This is a genomic window from Mesorhizobium intechi (genome assembly GCF_002879535.1).
GTDB lineage: Bacteria > Pseudomonadota > Alphaproteobacteria > Rhizobiales > Rhizobiaceae > Mesorhizobium > Mesorhizobium intechi.
Genome location: NZ_PNOT02000379.1, coordinates 1 through 2,527, shown reverse-complemented (window position 1 = coordinate 2,527; position 2,527 = coordinate 1). Strand labels below are relative to the sequence as shown.

The following is a 2,527-nucleotide window of genomic DNA, read 5'->3' as shown; positions in this document are numbered from 1 at the left end:
GGCTTTGTGGCCGAGAAATTTCTCGATGAGAATTGGGCAAGGCACCACAGCCATTGCAAGACGGGCTCCGTCTTTCAGAGCGCCGTCGATATCGTGCCTCTAAGAGGATCTGGCGCGGCACCCAGCGTGGCGGATTCCATCTGTTCGCGATGCCGTTGCAGGCGGGGCGTTTCGAAGCCCAAACACCCACCTTCGGTTCGCCGCGCTAACGTGCTGCAACTCGCGCCCTGCGCCAACATGCGCGCTCGGCCATTCTCGCGGACTGCAAGTCGTGAATACCGCGCTGCGATCTGGCTAGCGATATCCGACGCCGGTGACGTAGTTGAAGAGCAGTTGCTCCTCGATCTCTTCCTCACGAAAAAGGGCTCTCATCGCATCGCGTATGTCCAATATGCCGACGGGCTTTGCGTCGACGTCAAGCACGGGGAGGTTCTGCAGGCTTCGCGAAGCCATGGTCTGATAGACGGTGTGGAGATCGTCCCCCGGACCGCACGACACGATAGGGCTGGTCATGAGCGCGGAGGCCGGCGTCGCCGGCGATTTCGGGCTGGTAAGGTGCCGGATAAGGTCGGATTTGCTGAGCACGCCAGCCGCCGATCCGTTGTCGTCGCATACCACGACAAGGCCGATGCCGGGCTTCGAGAGCGAAATCGCGGCGGCTTGCACCGCCGCGTTGGCCTCAATCACCATCAGGCGAGCCCTCGTTGTCTCGTTGAGTTGTTCGATTTGCATCAACGTCCTCCGAAAGATCGCCTTCGTTACGCGACCTCACTTCTCGACTGTGGTCAGGTTGGTGTCGTTCGTGTCGACAACGAATACGGCAAGCATGCGCGCGGGTTCCGTCTTGCTGGCATTCTCCTCGAAGGTGTGATGATCACCCGGGAACTCAGAAAAATTTTCGCCGGCGCGATATGTCTTCACCGGACCGTGGTTGACCTGAGTGTTGATTGCTCCCTCGAGCACCGTGGCATAGATGAAAGCCGATTTAGCGTGCGTATGCGGCAGGGAACTTCCGCCAGGCGCGTATTCGACGAGCACGCCCTTGATGCTCTTGCCTGGCACGTTGGGCAGAGGCTGGTCGTAGACCAGCGTGGCCTTGAGGCCGCTCGTTTCGTCGGCCAGGGCGCCGGTCGCCGAGATGGCTGCGAAAGCAGCGATGATAAGGGTGGTTCTGATCATTGTCTTGGCTCCTGTTTGTGAGGGGGATCGCCGGCCGATGGGAGGGGCGGCCGGCGATCGGGCTCTTGCCGGGGGGAGGCGGCGCGAGCCTATGACCTGATGAAGGCGAGCAGGTCGGGGTTGATTGTGTCGGCCTGCGTCGTGCTCATGCCGTGCGGGAATTTTTCATAGACCTTGAGCGTTCCGCGCTTCAGGATCTTCGCGGAGAGCAGCGCCGAGTCATGGATCGGAACGATCTGGTCGTCGTCGCCATGCATCACGAGCGTCGGCACGTCGATGGCCTTGATATCCTCGGTGAAGTCGGTTTCGGAAAACGCTTTGATGCCGTCATACTGGGCCTTGGCGGCGCCCATCATGGCCTGCCGCCACCAGTTGTGAACGACGCTTGGGACAGGCTTCGCGTCCGGCCGGTTGAACCCGTAGAAAGGGCCGCTCGCGAAATCGAGATAGAACTGCGCCCGATTGGTAGCGAGCGCCTGGCGCAGTCCGTCAAAAACTTCGATAGGCAGGCCACCTGGATTGGCAGGCGTCTTTACCAGGATGGGCGGTACGGCGCCGATAAGCACGAGCTTTGCGACGCGACCCTGGGGCTGACCGTAGCGGGCGACGTAATGAGCCGCTTCGCCGCCACCGGTGGAGTGACCGACATGGATTGCATCGCGCAGGTCGAGATGCTCGATCACGGCGGCAGCATCGGCGGCATAGTGATCCATGTCGTGACCTTCGCTCACTTGCGTCGATCGGCCATGGCCGCGGCGGTCATGGGCGACGACACGGTAGCCTTCCCCCAGAAAATAGAGCATCTGCGCATCCCAATCGTCGCCGCTCAGAGGCCACCCGTGGTGGAAGACGATCGGTTGGGCATCCTTTGGGCCCCAATCCTTGTAGAAGATCCCCGTGCCGTCGGCGGCGGTAACCATGCTCATGTCTGTTGCTCCTCTGCTTGCTTCGGAAGGTGGACGGTTTCGGTTTCCCTCCGCCCGCGCGGGAGCGCCGTGTAGGGGACCGGCCGCAACCGTGACGGCCAGGGCGCCCAACAAGACCCCGCGGCGCGATGCGCGGGGAAGCGAGCCAGCCTGTATGTCGGCGAGACTGCTCGGTTGATGTTTGGGATCACTGCGCAAGACCAGTGTACCGTCGCTTCTGCGGCCGCGCATGACAGTGGTTCTGTCAGCCGTCCCCATGTAGCGACCGTCATTCAACGTTTCGATGAAATGCATTGCCTCCCAGGCATCTAACCACGGGCCCGCAACGTACTTCTCGTCATTGTAGACGTAGAAGCCGGAGTAGCCATTCCCGTCTGCTTGCTCAGTCACACGATAAGCCATCTCACATCTCTCTCTATAAT

Annotated in this window: 3 protein-coding genes; all 3 read right to left on the bottom strand. The window is 61.1% G+C overall.

Features of this window, described 5'->3' with window-relative positions:
• Nucleotides 1–294: 294 nt before the first annotated feature.
• The 3 genes from C1D09_RS31845 to C1D09_RS31835 all read right to left on the bottom strand — a co-directional run bounded on the left by C1D09_RS31845 (nt 295) and on the right by C1D09_RS31835 (nt 2,105).
• Nucleotides 295–732 (bottom strand): CBS domain-containing protein, encoded by a 438-nt coding sequence (locus tag C1D09_RS31845; RefSeq protein WP_143977896.1) that lies wholly within the window; start codon nt 730–732, stop codon nt 295–297.
• Between the two features lie 36 nt (nt 733–768).
• Nucleotides 769–1,179, bottom strand: coding sequence for a cupin domain-containing protein (locus C1D09_RS31840; protein ID WP_143977895.1), 411 nt, complete (start codon nt 1,177–1,179; stop codon nt 769–771).
• Between the two features lie 89 nt (nt 1,180–1,268).
• Nucleotides 1,269–2,105: an alpha/beta fold hydrolase gene (locus C1D09_RS31835; protein WP_143977897.1), complete on the bottom strand. Its 837-nt coding sequence runs from the start codon at nt 2,103–2,105 to the stop codon at nt 1,269–1,271.
• Between the last annotated feature and the right edge of the window lie 422 nt (nt 2,106–2,527).

Excerpts from the sequence above, each read along its gene's own strand:
- C1D09_RS31845 (WP_143977896.1), bottom strand. The coding sequence starts at position 732 with ATGCAAATCGAACAACTCAACGAGACAACGAGGGCTCGCCTGATGGTG.
- C1D09_RS31840 (WP_143977895.1), bottom strand. The coding sequence starts at position 1,179 with ATGATCAGAACCACCCTTATCATCGCTGCTTTCGCAGCCATCTCGGCG.
- C1D09_RS31835 (WP_143977897.1), bottom strand. The coding sequence starts at position 2,105 with ATGAGCATGGTTACCGCCGCCGACGGCACGGGGATCTTCTACAAGGAT.